General features: G+C 73.0%; 15 protein-coding genes and 1 pseudogene. 7 read left to right on the top strand and 9 right to left on the bottom strand.

Features of this window, described 5'->3' with window-relative positions; translation table 11 throughout:
• Positions 1 to 94: 94 nt before the first annotated feature.
• From OG514_RS26510 to OG514_RS26500, 3 genes are read left to right on the top strand one after another with little or no spacing between them, the layout of a single operon-like run.
• Complete coding sequence (locus OG514_RS26510) at positions 95 to 730, top strand: metal ABC transporter ATP-binding protein (RefSeq protein WP_266898984.1); 636 nt, start codon at positions 95 to 97, stop codon at positions 728 to 730.
• Positions 727 to 1,605, top strand: coding sequence for a metal ABC transporter permease (locus OG514_RS26505; protein ID WP_266898982.1), 879 nt, complete (start codon positions 727 to 729; stop codon positions 1,603 to 1,605). Before OG514_RS26510 ends, OG514_RS26505 begins: the two co-directional genes overlap by 4 nt.
• Complete coding sequence (locus OG514_RS26500; protein ID WP_266898980.1) at positions 1,554 to 2,366, top strand: metal ABC transporter solute-binding protein, Zn/Mn family; 813 nt, start codon at positions 1,554 to 1,556, stop codon at positions 2,364 to 2,366. The genes OG514_RS26505 and OG514_RS26500 overlap by 52 nt, the downstream gene beginning before the upstream one ends.
• Before the next feature lie 92 nt (positions 2,367 to 2,458).
• Here OG514_RS26500 and OG514_RS26495 read toward each other — a convergent pair whose 3' ends face one another.
• Together OG514_RS26495 and OG514_RS26490 are read right to left on the bottom strand one after the other, a co-directional pair.
• Positions 2,459 to 4,144 (bottom strand): class I adenylate-forming enzyme family protein, encoded by a 1,686-nt coding sequence (locus OG514_RS26495; protein ID WP_266898978.1) that lies wholly within the window; start codon positions 4,142 to 4,144, stop codon positions 2,459 to 2,461.
• Complete coding sequence (locus OG514_RS26490; RefSeq protein ID WP_266898976.1) at positions 4,141 to 5,937, bottom strand: CoA transferase; 1,797 nt, start codon at positions 5,935 to 5,937, stop codon at positions 4,141 to 4,143. Before OG514_RS26490 ends, OG514_RS26495 begins: the two co-directional genes overlap by 4 nt.
• A 175-nt stretch (positions 5,938 to 6,112) precedes the next feature.
• On the opposite strand from OG514_RS26490, the gene OG514_RS26485 reads away from it, so the two are divergent.
• Positions 6,113 to 7,294, top strand: coding sequence for an acyl-CoA dehydrogenase family protein (locus OG514_RS26485; RefSeq protein WP_266898974.1), 1,182 nt, complete (start codon positions 6,113 to 6,115; stop codon positions 7,292 to 7,294).
• On the opposite strand, the gene OG514_RS26480 is transcribed toward OG514_RS26485, so the two are convergent.
• Positions 7,281 to 8,297, bottom strand: coding sequence for a sugar ABC transporter permease (locus tag OG514_RS26480; protein WP_266898972.1), 1,017 nt, complete (start codon positions 8,295 to 8,297; stop codon positions 7,281 to 7,283). The two genes, OG514_RS26485 and OG514_RS26480, sit on opposite strands and share 14 nt — an antisense overlap.
• 68 nt (positions 8,298 to 8,365) lie before the next feature.
• Positions 8,366 to 9,583: an MFS transporter gene (locus OG514_RS26475; RefSeq protein ID WP_266898970.1), complete on the bottom strand. Its 1,218-nt coding sequence runs from the start codon at positions 9,581 to 9,583 to the stop codon at positions 8,366 to 8,368.
• Positions 9,584 to 9,791: 208 nt separating this feature from the next.
• Here OG514_RS26475 and OG514_RS26470 point away from each other — a divergent pair, with 208 nt between their 5' ends.
• Both OG514_RS26470 and OG514_RS26465 read left to right on the top strand, forming a co-directional pair.
• A complete protein-coding gene (locus OG514_RS26470) occupies positions 9,792 to 10,433 on the top strand; it encodes a hypothetical protein (RefSeq protein ID WP_266898968.1) in 642 nt (213 codons plus the stop codon).
• Positions 10,434 to 10,571: 138 nt separating this feature from the next.
• Positions 10,572 to 11,255, top strand: coding sequence for a sigma-70 family RNA polymerase sigma factor (locus OG514_RS26465; RefSeq protein ID WP_266898966.1), 684 nt, complete (start codon positions 10,572 to 10,574; stop codon positions 11,253 to 11,255).
• Positions 11,256 to 11,579: 324 nt separating this feature from the next.
• Here the strand turns inward: OG514_RS26465 and OG514_RS26460 are convergent, their stop codons facing one another.
• The 5 genes and pseudogenes from OG514_RS26460 to OG514_RS26440 all read right to left on the bottom strand — a co-directional run.
• Complete coding sequence (locus OG514_RS26460) at positions 11,580 to 12,419, bottom strand: DUF4389 domain-containing protein (RefSeq protein ID WP_266898964.1); 840 nt, start codon at positions 12,417 to 12,419, stop codon at positions 11,580 to 11,582.
• A gap of 132 nt (positions 12,420 to 12,551) precedes the next feature.
• Positions 12,552 to 12,773 (bottom strand): helix-turn-helix transcriptional regulator, encoded by a 222-nt coding sequence (locus OG514_RS26455; RefSeq protein WP_266898962.1) that lies wholly within the window; start codon positions 12,771 to 12,773, stop codon positions 12,552 to 12,554.
• Positions 12,773 to 13,264 (bottom strand): DUF2975 domain-containing protein, encoded by a 492-nt coding sequence (locus OG514_RS26450; RefSeq protein WP_266898960.1) that lies wholly within the window; start codon positions 13,262 to 13,264, stop codon positions 12,773 to 12,775. The genes OG514_RS26455 and OG514_RS26450 overlap by 1 nt, the downstream gene beginning before the upstream one ends.
• Positions 13,265 to 13,332: 68 nt before the next feature.
• Positions 13,333 to 13,599 carry a hypothetical protein gene (locus OG514_RS26445; protein ID WP_266898958.1) on the bottom strand — a complete coding sequence of 89 codons (267 nt, stop codon included), beginning with the start codon at positions 13,597 to 13,599 and terminating at the stop codon, positions 13,333 to 13,335.
• A 35-nt stretch (positions 13,600 to 13,634) separates the two neighbouring features.
• Positions 13,635 to 13,808 (bottom strand): annotated as a pseudogene (locus OG514_RS26440) (beta-galactosidase); the annotation flags it as partial.
• 856 nt (positions 13,809 to 14,664) lie between these two features.
• Here OG514_RS26440 and OG514_RS26435 point away from each other — a divergent pair.
• Positions 14,665 to 16,191, top strand: a complete 1,527-nt coding sequence (locus OG514_RS26435; RefSeq protein WP_266898956.1) for a Re/Si-specific NAD(P)(+) transhydrogenase subunit alpha — start codon at positions 14,665 to 14,667, stop codon at positions 16,189 to 16,191.

Genomic DNA, 16,191 nt, shown 5'->3' with positions numbered 1-16,191 from the left:
ACGGCCCCGGGTTCCCCGCCACGACGTGGGAACCCGGGGCGGCTCCCGTCCGACTCCTTCAGCGCACCGGCACAGCAGCGGCGAAGGGCAGAGGATGGGTGGACTGGACATACGCATGCGGGAAGTCGCCTGTCGGCACGGCCGGAACGAGGCGGTCGTGGGCGTCGATCTGGAGATCGCCGCCGGTGAACGCGTCGCGCTGACCGGGACGAACGGATCCGGGAAGACGACCTTGCTGCGCGCGGTCCTCGGGCTGCACCGGCGGACGAGCGGCGTCATCGAGGTCGGCGGACACACCGCCCGCTCGGCCGCCGAGTGGGCGTCGCGGCGCCGGTCCTGCGCGTGGATCCCCCAGAAGCCGGCCGCCGGGCGGTTTCCGCTGCGCGGCGACGAGCTCCTGACGAGCAGTGGCGCGCCGACGGAGGCGACCGAGGCCGCGGAGAGGCTCGGTGTCGGCGCGCTGACCGGAAGGCCCGTGGACACCCTGTCCGGTGGACAGTTGCAGCGCATGTACCTGGCGCGGGCGATCGGCTGTGTCGCCGCCGGGGCGCAGGTGCTCCTCGCCGACGAGCCGACGGCCGCGCTCGACTTCGAGGGGCAGGAGGAAGCCGCGGACGTGCTGACCGCGTTGCCCGTCACCCTCGTCGTCGTGACCCACGACCGGTCGCTCGCGGAACGGTGCGACCGCGTCCTGGAGATGGCCGCCGGCCGTCTGCGGGAGGTGCGGTGAACGCGTTCGCGGCGGCCGACCTCGGCGCCGTGCTCCAGCTCGTACCGGTGCAGCGGGCAGGCGTCGCCCTGCTCCTCGCGGCGGTCGGGCTGCCGGTGATCGGTGTGGTCATCGTCGGACTCGACATCATGCCGGTGCGGTTCGCGATGATGCACGTGGCGCTGCTGGGCATCGCGGTCGGGCTCCTCACCGGGCTCGATCCGATGCTGTGCGCGCTGGTGGCCTGTGCCCTGTCCGGCGCGGGGGTCGCCCCGCTGGCCCGTACGCCCGACGGCCTGTCCGGCGCGATGGGTCTGCTGATGAGCCTGGCCATCGCCGCCGCGCTGCTGCTGCTCGCCGTGTCCGGCGTCAACGCCTCCGGCGCGTTCGCGCTCCTGTGGGGATCGATCCTCTCGGTGGGCAACGCCGACCTCGTCGTACTCGCCGCCCTCGCCGTCGTCGTACCGGCGCTCTTCTGGTGGAAACGCCGGGACGTGGCCCTGCTGCTGTACGACCGTGAGCTCGCCCAGGTCTCGGGCGTCCCCGTGCGCCTCCTCACCACCGCGCTGCTCGTGCTGGTCGCCGTCGCGGTCGCGGGGGCGATCAAGCTGACCGGTGCGCTCCTCGTCGACGCCCTGACCCTGCTGCCCGCACTGGCCGCGCGCCGTCTGGGCCGCTCGCTGTGGTCGATCACCCTGTGGGCGGTCGGCATCGGCGTCGCGGTCAACATGGCGGGCTTTCTGCTGGCCCTGTGGCTGGACTGGCCTCCCGGCCCGGTCCTCGTCCTGACGGCGGGGGCTGTCGTCCTCGCCGCGCACCTCATCCCCGAACGGAGAAACAGCTCATGGCGCGCACCCGCGTCCGTATCGCCCGTATCGTCTCCCTCCTCGCACTGAGCGCGGTCCTTCCGCTGGCCACCGGCTGCGGAACCGACTCCTCGTCCTCCGGCGCGGACGACCCGAAGGCCGCCGGTCACAAGCCGGTGGTGGTCGTGACGACCACCTGGGAGGGGGCCTTCGCCAAGGCTGCCGGGGCCGAGGACGTCACGGTGATCGTGCCGCGGTCCGTGCACCACGCGCCCGACTACGACCCGAAACCCTCCGACCTGGCGGCCGTGGCGAAGGCCGACTTCGTGCTGTACGCGCCGTTCGAGCCGTACGCCTCGAAGATCAAGGAGGCAGCGGGCTCGAAGGCGAAGCTGGTCGAGGTGAATCTCGACAACGACCCGGCGAAGGCCGGGGCCGAAGTGGTGCGCCTGGGCGGCCTGTTCGGTACGAGGGACTCCGCCGCGCGGTGGCGGACGAGCCTCGACGGTGAGATCGCGAAGCTGAACGGGGAACTCAAGGCCGCCTGGCCCGGCGGGAAGAGCCCGGCCGTCGTCACCCAGGTCTTCACCGCCTGGGCGGCCGGCCTCGCGGGCGCCACCACGGTGGGAACGTACGGCCCCGAGCCGGTCACCCCGGCCCAACTGGCCTCCCTGTCGGCCGAGAAGCCCGCCTACGTACTCGACAACGCGCACATGTCGACGGGCACGGTGCTCCCGGACGCGGGCGCGAAGCAGGTGAACATCGTCAACTACCCGGACGAGGACCTCGACCTCCTCGCGGTGTACCGCGACGCGGCGGCCGAGCTGAAGAAGTCGATGGGCGGCGCCTGATCCGGAAGGCCGTCGCCGGGCCTTGGTCCGAGGTCGCGGGGAAGGCGGAGGGGGAGGACCATCGGTGACGGTCCTCCCCCTCCCCCGTGACCTCACGCCTGGACGAGTGCGGCGCCCCGTTCCTCCACGATCCGGCGCCGCAGCGCGGCACGGTCCGGTTTACCGGCGGCGGTGAGCGGCAGTTCCGGCAGCAGGAGCAGGTGCTCCGGGTGCTTGTGCCGGTCGAGCCCCGACTCGGCCAGATGCTCACCGAGTTCCGCGAGCGACGGGACCCGCGCTCCCCTGGTCACCAGGCAGGCGGCGAGCCGCTCCCCCATCAGCGGGTCCGGCACCCCCACGCAGACCACGTCCCGCACCTGCGGATGGGAGACGAGGCCGCGCTCGACCTCGGCGGGGCTGATGTTGGCGCCGCCGCGTATCACCACGTCCTTGAGGCGGCCGACGACGTGGAGGACACCCTCGTCGTCGAGGAATCCGAGGTCGCCGGTGCGGACCCAGCCCTCGGGCGTGCGGTAGCGGGCGTCGAGGTCCGGGGAGGCCACGTAGCAGAGTGGGGTCATCGGGCCGCGCGAGACGATCTCGCCGATCCGCCCGTCGGTCAGCTCCTCGTGGGTGTCGGGGTCGGCGATGCGGATCTCCGCCACCCGGGGATCGGGCTTTCCCGCGACGACACCGGAGCGGTCGGTGGGCGGCACCATGTGCTGAAGGCCGGTGTGGCAGTTGACGCCGTCGGCCGATCCGTACAGGTTGACGACGGGGCAGCCGAACGCCTCGGCCGCCGCCCTCGCGGTGACCTCGTCGAGGGGTGCGCCGCCCAGGACGAGCGCGGTGGGCGCCGGAAGAGGATCCTCCCTGCGCTCCGGGGCCTCCCTGGTCTCCCTGGTCTCCCTGGTCTCCAGCATCATCCGGATCATGGTGGGGACGCCGAGGATGTGGGTGGGCGCGTGGTCCCGTACGGCGGCGAGCGCGGCCTCGGGGTTGAAGTGGTCGAGCAGGACGAGGGTGCCGCCGTGCCGGGCGAGGGTGACGGCCGTGCCGTTGGAGCCGAACGCCGAGCCGAGCGGGACGAGGAAGAGGCAGCGGGGCGGAGTGTCGTCGGGCATGAGGGAGGCGAAGAAGTTCCCCCGCCCGCCGGCCAGGGCGTTGTGGGAGTACGCGATCATCTTCGGCTCCGCCTCCGACCCTGAGGAGACGAGGATGCGGGCCGCGCTGTCGGGGTCGGGGAGGGCCGCCACGAAGCCGGTGGGGTCGGTACGGAGGAGTTCCGCGAGCGGAATCGTTCCTTCTGGCGCGCTGCCGGGTCCGGCGGCGATCACGTGCCGCAGTGCGGGCAGGGCCGGTGCCAGGGCCTTGAGGTCAGCCGCGTGCGTCTGGCCGCGGTGCTCCGTGGCGGCGATGACCGCCGCGGCCTCCGAGCGGCGCAGCAGGCCCTCGGCCTCCACGGCCCCGCGGCCGACCGGGAAGGGAAGGGCGATCGCTCCCAGGGCGGCGAGGGCCAGGTCCGCGATGACGGCGTTGCGGTGGTTGGGGAGTTGTACGGCGACGACGTCCCCGACGCCGACGCCGAGGCCGCGCAGGCCCTCGGCCAGACATCGGACCTTGCGGTCGAGAGCGGTGTAACAGAGCTTGCCCTTGGCGTCGATGACGGCCGTGCGGTGCAGGTCGGCGATCTGCCGGGCCCGGAACAGGCTGTAGAGGTCGAGGTCCGGGCAGGTGCCGTCCACCGCCCAGGAGCGGCGGAGCCTAGTGGGCAGCAGGTCGGTCAGGGTGACGGTCACGCGAAGCTCCAGGGGTCGGGAACGGCGGGGGCACCGTGCGCGTCCCGGCCGATCGGGCCGGACAGGCGCGGGTCGTGGTGAAGGCCGGTCAGGTCGGTGGTGACGGCGGTCGCCGTCAGGCCGTCGTGGCGCAGCCGGTCCAGGGCGTCCTCCGTGCACATCCCCCGGACGTCGTACGCGGCGGCGGCCGTCGCGCAGGCGTCGCTCGGGGCGATCCAGCCGTCCGAGGTCCGGAGCGGGTGCCGGAAGCCGGCGGGCCTGCGCGGGTCCTCGCCCCTCGCGGCTCTTCGCAGCGCGGGGGCGAGCAGGGTGTCGGCCGCGCCGAGGAGCGAGGACTCGACCCGTACGCCGTGACCCGTGCGCTCGCGCAGCAGGAGTCCGGCGAGGACCGCCTCGGTTCCGTGCAGTCCACCCAGCAGGTCGAGGAGTGTCATCAGGGACGGTACGGGCGGTTCGCCGGCCGGGTGGACGGCCTCCCCGGCGCCGGTTCGGGCCTGCACCATGAAGTCGGTGCCCATGGGGGCGTCGTCGATGCGGTCGGCCCAGCCGCCGGTGTAGGCGTACACGAGGGCCGGGTTGGCTTCGGCCAGGTGCTCGGCGTCGAGTGCGAGCTCGGCGGCCTTGCCCGGGGCCCAGTTGTGCAGGAACACATCGGCTTCGGCGGCGAGTTCGCGCAGGCGACGCCGGTCGCCGGCCGACTTGATGTCGATCTCGACGGCCTCCTTGCCGCGGTTGAGCGCGAGCCAGCGGGCCGAGACCCCGTCGCAGGCGGGCGGCATCCCGCGCAGCGGATCGCCGCCCGGCGGCTCGATCCGGACCACCCGCGCCCCGAGCAGCCCCAACAGGTGTGCGGCGAGCGGCGCTTGGATACGGCGGCCCGCTTCGAGGACGGTCAGGCCGGCCAGCGGCAGACGGGCGCGGTCATCATCGGCGCCCCCACCCGGCCCGGGACCAGGGGCGGTCGCCGTGTACCCGGGGCGCAGCACGTCCAGGGCCCACGGGTCGGCGCCGTCGCCCTCCCCGGCCCGCTCGGCGAGCGTGCGCAGTCGGCACACCTCCGCTCCGGACGGTCCGGCCGCCTGCCGGATCCGCTGCCAGGTGTGGAGCCGGGTCACCTCGTGCAGGACGACCGGGAACGGTGCGCAGGCGGTGGCGTACCGGAACTGGAAGGGGCGCCACCCCGCCCGTATCGCATCGGCGGGAGCCTCCAGGGCCCGCCAGAACGCGGCCCAGTCTCCGGGGTCGAGCGTCTCCAGCTCGAAGTGGACGCCGTCGGCCGAGGTGAACGGCGGTCCGCCGGGGGCGGGTTCGACGGCCTCCGGCTCGTCGGCTCCGGCGGCGGCGAGGTACTGGGAGACGGTGAGCAGGCCGGCGCGGTCGGCCGTCGTGCTCAGGCGCGGTGCCGGGCCGGCCCCTCGGGCCTGACCGATGAGTCCGGCGAGCAGTCCCTGGACGGTGAGCACGCCGGTGGCGGTGGCCAGACAGTCGACGGCGAGGCCGCGCGGTGTCCCGTGGCGGCGTCCGTGCACGGCCATGACGCCGGTGGCGGCCTGTGCGGTGGCCTCGTCCTCGATGCCGGAGCCGCGTGCACCCCACGCGGTGCGGGCAGTGACGGGTCCGAAGCCGCCGCCGTCGAGCACGATCTCCCCGGCGCCCGTGTCGTGCGACCGCGCCCCGAGCCGCCCCAGGTGGTCGCCGACGACCCGGGTAAGGGCCGGAGGCCCGGCGATCTCGAAACGGAGTGCGTCGAGCGGGCGGCGGACCGCGCTGTGCGTGGTCGCTGGTGACGCCATGCCTCTCCTCTCCTGGCGCGGCGAGGGCCGGCGCTCGGGGACTGCCACCGTGCGGGACCGTCACGGTGCGGGAACTGATGCGGTGCGGGAACTGGCGGGCCGGTGCGCCCGACCACTTCCCCGGGCAGGCAGTCGGACGCGTGTTCTGTCGAGTTCCCGGGATGGAGGAGAAACCGTGACGGATCATGACGTACCGGATGTCGCCCTGCTGCGGAAGCGGGTGTCCGCCTTCGTCCGCGACCGGGTGTTCCCGTGCGAGCCCCTGCTCGACGCCGGTGGACCGGCCGCCGGCGAGGTGCGGGAGCGGCTGCGGGCGGAGGCGCGCGGGGCGGGCCTCTGGGCGCTGCCCCTGCCGTCCGAACGGGGCGGCGGTGGGCTGACGTTGAGCGCGTACGCGTCGCTCGCCGAGGCCGAGGGAGCCAGCGACCACGGTCCGGCCGCCCTGGGGTCGGCGTCCCTCCTCGACGTGACCATGCTGTCCCGGCACGGCTCCTCGCGAGTGCGTTCGGACTGCCTCACCCGCCTGGTCGCCGGTGACCTCCGTGCCTGTTACGCGATGACGGAGCCGGACGCACCCGGAACAGAGCCCGCGCTCACGGCGACCCGGGGCGAGCGGCGGGCCGGTGGCGGCTGGAGCGTCACCGGGCGCAAGTGGTTCGTGTCGAACGCGGCGGACGCCGACCTGGTGACCGTGCTCGCCCGCACGAGCGGGTCGGCCGGGGACCGCGAGGGGCTGTCCCTGCTCCTCGTCCCCACGGACTCCCCCGGTTTCCGGGTCGTCCGTGAACTGCCCGTCCTGGGCGCGACCGGGCAGTACGAGATCGAGCTCGACCATGTCGAGGTCGCCGAGGACGGCCTCGTCGGCGCGCCCGGCCGGGCGCTCGCCGTCGCGGGCGAGCGCCTCCAACTGGGGCGTACGCTCCGGGCCTTGCGCTGGATCGGTCAGGCCCAGCGGGCCTTCGACCTCATGTGTGGGCGCGCCACCGCACGGCAGGGCGTGCGAGGGCCGCTCGCGGACCGGCAGCTCGTCCAACAGCACGTCTTCGAGGCGCTGTTGGCCTTGCGGACCGCCCGTCCACTCGTCCACGAGGCGATGGCGCTGGTCGCCGAGGGCCGGGACGCCCAGGTGGAGGTGGGGCTGGCGAAGACGGCGGCGGCGCGCACCCTTCAGGACGTCGCGGACCGGGCCGTCCAGGTCTTCGGCGCCGCGGGGCTCGGCCCGGACACCCCGCTTCCCTCGCTGTTCCGTACGGGCCGGACGGCCCGGATCCTCGACGGGCCCGACGAGCAGCACATCTCCTCGGTCGCCCGGCGCGTACTGCGGAGCCGGCAGGATCCGGCCGTCACACCCTCCTGAGGTCGACCCGTCCGAGAAGCGCGGTGAGGCCGAGGGCCAGGAAGAAGTCGCCCCAGACCAGTTCGTGCCGGACGGCCGTGCCGTTGGGCGCGTCGTAGCAGCCGTCGAGGAGCATGCCCGGCGGGCGGGGACCGCCCGGGCGGGTGAGGTGGGCGTGCGTGAGCCGGTGCAGGACGGCCTCCGCGCGAGCGACGCACGCGGGCACCCACCCGGCTCCGGGGACGAGCGCGAGCTTCAGCAGCGCGACCGCAGCGATGGCGGCGGCCGAGGTGTCCAGGGGCCCGCCCGGACGGTCGGCGTCGGCGGGAGGGACGAGCGGCCCGGTGACGAACTCGCAGCGTTCGAGGAGCAGTTCGGCCGCTTCGGTCAGCCGGTCCGTGCGCGACGACGGGTTCCTCGCGTGGACGAAGGCGTCCGCCACGGCCAGCAGCAGCCATGCCTCGCCCCTGGTCCAGCCGGGCGCCGGGTCGGGTTCGGCCGACCAGTCGCTCGCCTCGTCCCAGCGCCAGGCCGGGCGGGGGCGTCGGTCCCCCGCGCGCGGCAGACACAGCTCCAGGTGACGGTGCAGGTGCGCGGCGGCCGCCGCCTGCCCCTCGGCCCCGGCGGATGCCAGCAGGGGTACGAGGCCCGGTACGCCGTCCGCACGCGCCCGCAGCCGTGGGCCGCCGAGCGCCGCGCCCCAGGGGATCAGGCCCAGCGTCGCGTCCCAGGCGGCGAGGGCGGACGTCGCCGCGCGCTCACGCAGGGCGTCGGCCGCTTCGTCCCCGACGGCCAGGGCCGTGCCGTACCAGACGATGAGGCCGCGGGTCGCGGTGTCCGCCCCGGCCCATGGAGCGAGCCGGGCGGTGGCGTCGGCCGCCGCCGAACGGTGTGCGTCGAGGCCGGTCTGCCGGGCCCTGAGCCAGAGCAGTCCGGCCCAGAACCCGCCGGTCCAGGATCCCCGGCCGGTGCTGGTCCACCGGCCGTCGGCCGGGTCGGCGTACAGCGGGAAACGCGCGCCCACCTGCCCTGCGGTCTCCCCCACACGCCGAAACAGCAGGCCGAGGGCCTCTTCGGCCCAGTCCCTGCCCGTCACGCCGGGACGCCCGTCGTCGTACGGCGGTCCCGCAGCGCCCAGGCGAAGGCGACGGCCCCGGCGGCAGCGAACTCGACCGCCACCAGGGCCCAGCCCTCGCCGTACCGGCCGCGCTCCGCGAGCAGCCCGAACAGCGGTGGCCCGACGGCGAACCCGGCGAAGAACCCGGCGGCGACCAGCGCCGAGTCCTGCCCGGCCCGGCCGGGCGTGGAGCGCTGCATCACGAGCACCATCGAGACCGCGTTGCCGGACACGGCGAACACCCCCACCGCCACGGCCCCCACCCACACGAGCGGCTCGACGCGAAGGGCCGCGGCCAGAAGCAGGGCCGCGCCCACGGCCCCGCTCGCGAGCAGGCCGGGAAGCCAGGGCGCCCGCGCGGGCGTGGCGGCCCGGGACCAGCCGACCCGTCCGGCGATCCCGGCGACGCCCAGGACGGCGACCAGCGCTCCCGCCACGGAGAGCCCCATGCCCAGACGCCGGGCGCCGAACAGCGCGAGGTACGTGTTGACGGAGGCGATGCCGGCCCCCAGGAAGAACGAGAAGGCGGCGAGTCGGCGCACGAGGCCGCCGGCAGGGGACGGAGTACGGAGGGCGGGGCGGCCCTTGGGCGGCGCGTCGGCCGGCAGTGCCCGCCAGGCCCAACCCGCCGCGACGAGAGCCGCCCCGGCGGCCAGCCACACCGCACCCCGCCAGCCGATCAGGCCCGCCGCGGCGGCGAGCGGCAGCCCGGCCGCGAAGGCGCCGAGCTGGACCCCGGACTGCTTGGTGCCGGTCACGCTGCCGCGCTTCGGCGCCGGGACGGCGGCCAGGATCGCCTTGTTCGTCGCCGGGTTGGCGAGCGCCTGCGGCAGACCGCCGAGGGCGACGGCCGCGAGCAGCAGTGCGGGGCCCGGAGCCGCGCCGATCAGGCCGAGCGCCACCGCCGAGACGGCGAGCAGCGCCACGAGTGCCCGGCGGGGGCCGATCCCGTCGACGATCCGGCCACCGGCGGGCGAGAGCACGGCGGCCGTGCCGAACCCCACCGTCGTGGTCAGGCCGAGGACCGTCTCCGAGACGCCGAGCCGGTCGACAAGCCGCGGACCGAGCGCTCCGATCAGGAAGAGCTGCATCATCGAGAAGGCCATGGCCGTGGTCAGGAGCGCGGTCAGCCCTCGTACCGCGCCACCTCCGGCCCCGGCCGGTGCGATGTCCGGCGCATCCGCGGTCTCCATGTGGCCCCCTCTTCCGTCTCCTCCGTTCGACGACGGAGCTCTCCGTCGTCGACCTCCAGAAGTCGTCGCGACCCACCGTCGAGTTCCCGAGGCACCCTTGTGGGGCGCGCCACAGTCGCGTACTCATGACCCGACAGGTCGAGGGGGCGGCCTAGGGGGTGTCCTACCGCCGTCACACCTCCGGGGAGGGTGCAAGGATGGGCGCGCCATGACACCAGGCCGATGTTCGCGAGGAGTGCGGGCCGCGACGTTCGCGGCCGTCTGCGTGCTGCTCGCCGCCACCGGCCACATCCTGATGTCCGGGCAGGCCGTGGCCACTTGGGCGCTCTCCCTCGCCTTCGTCGTGACCGTGGCGGTCGCCTGGATCCTCGCGGGCGACGAGCGCGGCATGTCAGCCGTCACGGCGGCGACCGTGGCCGTACAGAGCGTGCTGCACACGGTGTTCTCCTGGTCCCAGGCGTCGCCCGGCCCGCCACCGTCGACAACGGCGCACACGCCGATGGATCACGTCCACACGGCACACATGACGATGTCTCACATGGCGCCCGCCGCCCACGACATGACGGACATGACCTCGTCTTTCGGCATGCTCTCGGCGCACTTGCTGGCCGCGCTGCTCAGCGGCGTGTGGATGGCGTACGGCGAGCGGGCCGCCTTCCGTCTCCTGCGAGCCCTGCCCCTTGGGCTCTTCCGGCCGCTGCGCCTCCTGTTCGGCGCCGTCGTCCCGGTACCGCGGGACCGGCCTCGTCTCCGGCCCGTTCGCGCCGCTGACGAGCGCGTCCCGCTCCGACTCCTCCTGGCCCATTCGGTCATCTCCCGAGGTCCCCCACAGGCACTCGCTGTCCTCTGACAGCCGGCTCCCCGAGCACGACGGCGCAGTTCCGTCGCTCGGGCATCGGCCACGCCCTTCCGGCGGGCCGTACCAGTCACCGGCGTGCCGCCGTTCGCGCGCCGCCGGATTCCCTTTGCCTTCTAAGGACTTGTGGCGATGACTCCTGCCCACGACACCCTCCACCCGGGACCGAAGAGCCCGTCCCGCTCCCCGCACACGGCCGACACCGACGCGGCGACGACCCTGCTCGCGCTGGCGGCCAGGGACGGCGATCCCGCCAAGGCCGACCTTTTCGTGCGCGCCCTCCACCACGACGTCCGGCGGTACGTGGCCTACCTGAGCGCCGACCGGCAGGCGGCCGACGACCTCACCCAGGAGGTCTTCCTCCGCGCGCTGGCCGCGCTGCCCCGGTTCGAGGGACGTTCCTCGGCCCGTACCTGGCTGTTGTCCATAGCCCGCAGGACGGTGGTCGACAGCCTGCGGCACGCGGCCGCCCGCCCTCGCCTGTCCGATCGGGACGACTGGCAGCGGGAGGCCGAACACACCCAGCCCCAGGGGCTCCCCGGTTTCGAGGACGGCATCGCCCTCGCCGAACTCCTGGCCGCGATCCCGGCCGAGCGGAAGGACGCGTTCGTCCTCACCCAACTCCTGGGCCTGCCCTACGCCGAGGCCGCCGAGACCATCGGCTGTCCCATCGGCACGGTCCGCTCACGCGTGGCCCGGGCCCGCGCCTCGCTGGTAGCCCTGCTGCGCGGCGACGAGGAGCCACGGCCCGAACCCGACTGCGACGAGAGCCCGACGCCCCGCAGGAGGTTCACCCGGGCCCCCGCTCTCGCCTGACACCCACGGCCCCCGCGCTCGCCTGGCACCCACCTCACCGGGGCGGAGGCGAACCGCCCGACGGTCCGTTCGGAGGCACCGAACGGACCGTCGGTCCGGCTCCTCCGAAGGAGCACCCCGCCCCGGCGGCGGCGCGGTGGGTGTCACCGTACGGCCGGGCGCGGGACGGGTTCCCTCCGACTCCGCTCCGGGCGCCAGGCCGAGGAACACGACACCGAGTTCGTGGCGACGACCTTCCTCTCGATCATCGAGGGAGCCCAGATGCAGTGGCTGAACGACCCCGCCATCGACATGGGGGCGCTCATCCGGCGCGGATGGAACGTGCTACTGGCCCACGGCTGACTCCAGCGAGGACAACCGGCCGCCGACCGGCGCGGCGACCGGCGCGGCAGCCGCATCCGGGCGGTCGTCGCCCGCGTCGTCGTAGTCGATCGAGCCCGAGGTGACATGACCGGCGAGCCCAAGGAGCAGAAAGAGCCAGAGCAGTACCTGCGCGGCGGTGCTCAGGCGGAGCGGACGCGTCGCGGAGTACGCGGGCTGCGAGGCGGCGTCGGGGGCGTCGCCCAGGAATCCCTTGGGGTACACCGGGGTCAGCATCGTCACGTACGCCGCCAGCCGCATCCGGAACCGGACGACGGCCGCCGTGGCGCCGAAGACCGGTTCGGGCAGGCGCCCAAGGACGATGCCGATCAGCCAGAACACCCAGCTGATCGCGAACCAGCCGGACTGCGCGAGGCCGACGACGATCGCCGCCGGAATCATCAGGATCAGCCGGAACAGCACGGCGAGCCGGTTGAGCGGGGTGGCGCGCAGCTCGATGCGCACCGGGTAGTCGGGGGCGTCGAAGGCGAACGGCGGGTAGCGGTCGACGAGCAGGGTCGCACTGGCCGTGACCCGGGTCTGGTAGGCGAGGACCGAGCCGAGGAAGGACGCGATCGGGTCGGGCAGGCGCCCCAGGACCAGAGCACTGAACCAGCCCGCGACGGTGACGAAGAACGCGGCGAAGGAGAGCACGGCGACGACGATGAACTGCGGCAGGAGCAGCAGCCAGCGCAGGAACACGGTCCAGCGACGCTGCTGCCCCGGCGGGGGCACGTCCAGAGCAGGCCGCCATTCGACTCCGTCGGCCTCGGTCGAGGGTCGGGGCTCCCAACCTGCTGCCATGGCCGTCTCCGTCTCTCACGCATCCCGTGCTTCCCAGGTCACATCGATGCTGACGCAGCCGCCCGACCCTCGCACGGCCACGGGGGCCACTCGGACCACGGGACACCCAGGGGGCGTCCGCCCCGGGGCACGTCATCCGTCTTCGGCGTCTTGGCCCTCCCAGCGCAGCAGGTCGCCCGGCTGGCATTCGAGCACCTCGCAGAGCGCGGCGAGCGTCGCGAAGCGCACCGCCTTGGCGCGGCCGTTCTTGAGGACCGCCAGGTTGGCGGGCGTGATCCCCACACGCTCCGCGAGCTCGCCCACGGACATCTTCCGCCTGGCCAGCATCACGTCGATGTCGACGGCGATCGGCATCAGATGACCTCGTCCAGCTCGGCCCGCATCCGCGTGGCTTCGACATCGCGTGCCACGGCCTGGGCGAGCAGCATCCGCAGCACGAGGACGATGAGCGCGACTCCCAGGATGGCCAAGCCGATCCCGCCCATGATCACGGTGACGCCCGGGTCCTCCCGCTGGCCCGGCGCGTTCAGGACCGTGATCGCGAACCACAGGAGGGCCGCCGCCACGATCGCGCCGATCACACCGTCCACGTACCGGAAAGCGCTATGGGAGAACACGGTTCCGCGTCGCACCATCGCCACCAGCCGCCAGACGCAGACCAGAGCGACCTGGGCCGACACCATCCCCAGGACCACGATCACCCGCAGCGGGGTCAGTGGGAGCGACCCGTCCTCCGGGTCATTCCCACTGACCAACACCCACACCATCAACGCCTGCACGAACACGGTGCCGACGAGCACCACCGCGAGCACGGCACGCAACGCGCGCACTGTCAGCTTCCCCATGACCCACCCTTCCATCGACTTACGATGGGAATCTATCGATTATCGATAAGTGAGGCAAGGGCTGGGCATCATTCCTCGTGGTCGCCGTGCTGCCGGCGCTCCTCCTGCCGGCCGTGCTCGCCGCGCTCCTCGTGGCGCCGTGCCCGCCGATACCGCGCACTCCCGGCGCTCCCGGTCAGCAGCGCGCCGACGCCGTCCGCCGCAGGGTCGGGCAGGCCCCGCAGTTCGACGGTGAGGGGTATGCCCGGCCCCGCCAGGTCCAGTACGAGGACCTCGTTGGCGCCCGTGCGCCAGAGGGGCGCGGGCGCGCAGAGGGTGCGCTGCGGGCCCTTCACAGCCGACCCGGGAGGAAGCCGTTCAGCCAGGCCAGGCGGAAGGCGTGGAACTTCTCGGTCGGTTCGCCGACCTCGCCGATGGGCGCGTCGTAGTCGTCACGGGTGATCGTGGGCAGGTAGCCGGGGTCGGTGAGGGTCTTCCCGGTGCGGTTGGCACCGGCCCACCAGCCGAAGTTGGTTCCGCCGTGGCCCATGTAGATGTCGACCGATCCCGGCGGCGAGGATCCCGTCGAGCGCCAAACGATCGAGGGACCGTTTCAGATATCCCTGAAACGGCCCCACGATCTACGACTCTTTCGATTCGGGACGACAGGATTTAAACCTGCGCCCCCTTGACCCCCAGGAGTGAGGGGCAAGGGTATTTTCTGGATATGGCGGACTTGATCCGGGCGAAAGAAGTGCGCGTGACAGCCCGCCGTGCACCAGCGGGCATGCCGTGCGGGCCCCCACCTGATCCCCAACTCACGTCCGGGCTCAGCCTCGTCCCCCTCCGCCCTTCCGAGCGACGACGAAGCAGCGAACTGCCCCGTCCGTCCGACGACCGGCATCACCTTCCACCGCTTCGGCGGGGACGGGATCATGGACCTCCTGGCCGTCCTGACCGTTCTCGTGCTTCATCACGCCTCAACCTGAGGTTGGAAAGTGCTCACTTCGGCGGCCCGCACGTCCGCTACGTCCCGGACGAGAACGCCATGGGCTTCCGATCAATGGGCCGTGTCCACCTTCGCCGGATCGCCCTCGGCCTGTGCGTTGTGGTGGTGCGGTGCCCGGCAGGCAAGAAGTTCACGGCAGGACCGCCGAGCCCTACGAAGCGGGCGTCACCTTTCCTCACTCCTGATGTGGGCCCGGCATTTGACGACATAACCTGGCGCCGGGCACGTCGCTCTCTGGCGACGATTTCTTTCCGCCGCCCATGGAAGTGACGACGGTCCATATGGCGTTAATCACGGCTGGCACGCTTCCGATCGAGGTCGCCGCGGACCGATTCTGAGGGACAACAAAACTCGATTCGGCGTCGATAGTCATGACGGCCGTGACGGCCCGAACAGTGAACGGAGAACAAGCGTGATTGTCGGAGTCCTCAAGGAAGCGCGGGCAGGTGAGAACCGCGTCTCGGCCACGCCGGCCACGCTCGAGCCGATCCGCAAACTGGGGTACGACGTGGTCGTCGACTCCGGCGCGGGTGTCGCCGCAGGCTTCCCCGACAGCGCCTACGAGGCCGCCGGGGCGCGCATCGGCGACGCGACGGCAGCGGATGTGGTGCTGGGGGTCAACGCCCCGAGTCCCGCGCAGTTGGACGGTGTACGGGGAGAGGCGACGGTGATCGCACTGTTCGCCCCGGCGTTCGACCCCGCGATGGTCGAGGAGCTGGGCCGCCGGCCGTTCACGGCGCTGTCGATGGACGCCGTGCCGCGCATCAGCCGGGCGCAGTCGATGGACGTGCTGTCGTCGATGGCGAACATCGCCGGCTACCGGGCCGTGGTCGAAGCGGCGCACGCGTTCGGGCGGTTCTTCACCGGCCAGGTGACGGCGGCGGGCAAGGTGCCGCCGGCGAAGGTGCTCGTCGCGGGCGCCGGCGTCGCGGGTCTGGCCGCGATCGGCGCGGCGGGATCGCTCGGCGCGATCGTACGGGCGACCGACCCACGGCCCGAGGTCGCCGACCAGGTCCGGTCGCTGGGCGGCGAGTACCTGTCGATCGAGTCCCCGGAGATCGAGGTCTCCAAGACGGGCTACGCCAAGGAGATGGGCGACGACTACAAGGCGCGCGAGGTCGAGCTCTATGGCGCGCAGTGCCGTGAGGTCGACATCGTCATCACCACCGCGCTGATCCCCGGGCGTCCGGCGCCGACGCTGATCACCGCGGAGATGGTGGCGAGCATGAAGCCGGGCTCGGTGATCGTCGACATGGCGGCCGCCAACGGCGGCAACGTCGTGGGCACCGTCAAGGGCGAGAAGGTCGTGACGAAGAACGGCGTGACGATCATCGGCTACACCGATCTGGCGGGCCGGCTGCCGGCCCAGGCCTCGCAGCTGTACGGCACGAACCTGGTCAACCTGCTGAAGCTGATGACGCCGGACAAGGACGCCCGGCTCGTCCTCGACTGGGACGACCCGGTACAGCGCTCGATCACCGTCGTACGCGAGGGCGAGTCGGCCTGGCCGCCCCCGCCGGTGCAGGTCTCGGCGGCCCCGGCCCCCGCGCCCGCGGCGGCCGAGACGAAGCCGGCACTGAAGAAGGCGCCGATGACGGCGACTCGGAGGTTCGGCGGCGTGGCCCTCGGCGCGTTGGCGCTTTTCCTCGCCGCCGGGTTCGCGCCGGCGGCGCTGCTGCCCCATGTGACGGTCTTCGTGCTGGCGATCGTGATCGGTTACTACGTGATCGGCCATGTGCACCACGCACTGCACACGCCGCTGATGTCGGTGACGAACGCGATCTCCGGCATCATCGTCGTCGGCGCGCTTCTGCAGATCGGGCATGCGAGCACGACGGTCACGGTGCTCTCGTCCGTGGCGATCCTTCTGGCCAGTATCAACGTCTTCGGCGGCTTCGCGGTGACGCGTCGCATGCTCGCCATGTTCAACCGGAGCTGA

This window comes from Streptomyces sp. NBC_00572 (assembly GCF_026341815.1).
Classification (GTDB): Bacteria; Actinomycetota; Actinomycetes; order Streptomycetales; family Streptomycetaceae; genus Streptomyces.
Note: the sequence above shows the minus strand (reverse complement) of the source record. Positions and strands in the feature narration are given on the sequence as shown.

What these genes read in the sequence shown, in the direction of transcription:
- OG514_RS26470 (WP_266898968.1), top strand. Translation starts at nt 9,792, where the DNA reads ATGACACCAGGCCGATGTTCGCGAGGAGTGCGGGCCGCGACGTTCGCG.
- OG514_RS26500 (WP_266898980.1), top strand. Translation starts at nt 1,554, where the DNA reads ATGGCGCGCACCCGCGTCCGTATCGCCCGTATCGTCTCCCTCCTCGCA.
- OG514_RS26490 (WP_266898976.1), bottom strand. Translation starts at nt 5,937, where the DNA reads ATGGCGTCACCAGCGACCACGCACAGCGCGGTCCGCCGCCCGCTCGAC.
- OG514_RS26510 (WP_266898984.1), top strand. Translation starts at nt 95, where the DNA reads ATGGGTGGACTGGACATACGCATGCGGGAAGTCGCCTGTCGGCACGGC.
- OG514_RS26475 (WP_266898970.1), bottom strand. Translation starts at nt 9,583, where the DNA reads ATGGAGACCGCGGATGCGCCGGACATCGCACCGGCCGGGGCCGGAGGT.
- OG514_RS26465 (WP_266898966.1), top strand. Translation starts at nt 10,572, where the DNA reads ATGACTCCTGCCCACGACACCCTCCACCCGGGACCGAAGAGCCCGTCC.
- OG514_RS26460 (WP_266898964.1), bottom strand. Translation starts at nt 12,419, where the DNA reads ATGGCAGCAGGTTGGGAGCCCCGACCCTCGACCGAGGCCGACGGAGTC.
- OG514_RS26455 (WP_266898962.1), bottom strand. Translation starts at nt 12,773, where the DNA reads ATGCCGATCGCCGTCGACATCGACGTGATGCTGGCCAGGCGGAAGATG.
- OG514_RS26450 (WP_266898960.1), bottom strand. Translation starts at nt 13,264, where the DNA reads ATGGGGAAGCTGACAGTGCGCGCGTTGCGTGCCGTGCTCGCGGTGGTG.